This is a genomic window from Myxococcus sp. AB056 (genome assembly GCF_006547365.1).
GTDB lineage: Bacteria > Myxococcota > Myxococcia > Myxococcales > Myxococcaceae > Myxococcus > Myxococcus virescens.
In genome coordinates this window covers 1-792 of the sequence record NZ_VHLB01000206.1, presented here as the reverse complement: position 1 = coordinate 792, position 792 = coordinate 1, and the positions used below count along the sequence as shown (strand labels likewise).

Genomic DNA, 792 nt, shown 5'->3' with positions numbered 1-792 from the left:
CCGAGGCACCTACTTCCTCCGGCCTCTCCATCCGGTACGTGCTGGAGAACGTCGTATTCTCCGTCGGGCCATACCCATTGACGAGCACACCGCCTGCGGCCAGCCGCTCCTTCACGCGGGACACCGGCAGAATGTCTCCTCCAGCGAGCACCTGCTTCACCTTGGCCAAGGCCTGCGGCTGCCGCGCCTGCATTTGCTCGAAGAGCGCCGCTGTCAGCCACAGTGACGTCACGCCTGACGACTCCAGCTTCCGGCCCAACTCCTCCAGCGACGGTGTCCCAGCCGGGTACACCACCAACTTCGCGCCGTGCAGCAGTGCGCCCCATACCTCCAGCGTCGATGCGTCGAAGGAAATCGGTGCCAGTTGCAGCCACACTTCCTCGGGCCCGAAGTGCGCGAAGTCCGTTCCCAGCACCAATCGAGACACCGCGCGGTGCGGCACGCCCACACCCTTCGGATTACCGGTACTTCCCGACGTGAACATCACGTACGCCAGGTTTCCACCGCCCACGTTGGCGCTCGAAATGCTCACGGGATGGTGGGCAATCTGCGTGTCCCACTCCGTGTCCACGCACACCCTGGACTCGGTGTCATCGAGCCCCATGGACTCGAGCAGCTTCTGCTGCCCCACCAGCAGCGTGACGCCTGCTTCCTGCTTCATCCATGCCAGGCGCTCCAGCGGATAGCTGGCATCCAACGGCACGTAAACGCCTCCCGCCTTCAGGATGCCCAGCACGCTCACCACCAGCTCCAGCGAGCGCTCAACGCACAACCCCACCCGCACCTCTGGCC

1 protein-coding gene is annotated in these 792 nt (G+C 64.9%); it reads right to left on the bottom strand.

The features are described from left to right. Positions 1 to 792 (bottom strand): AMP-binding protein (locus FMP39_RS37145; protein ID WP_141594705.1); only part of this gene is annotated, 792 nt, incomplete at both ends.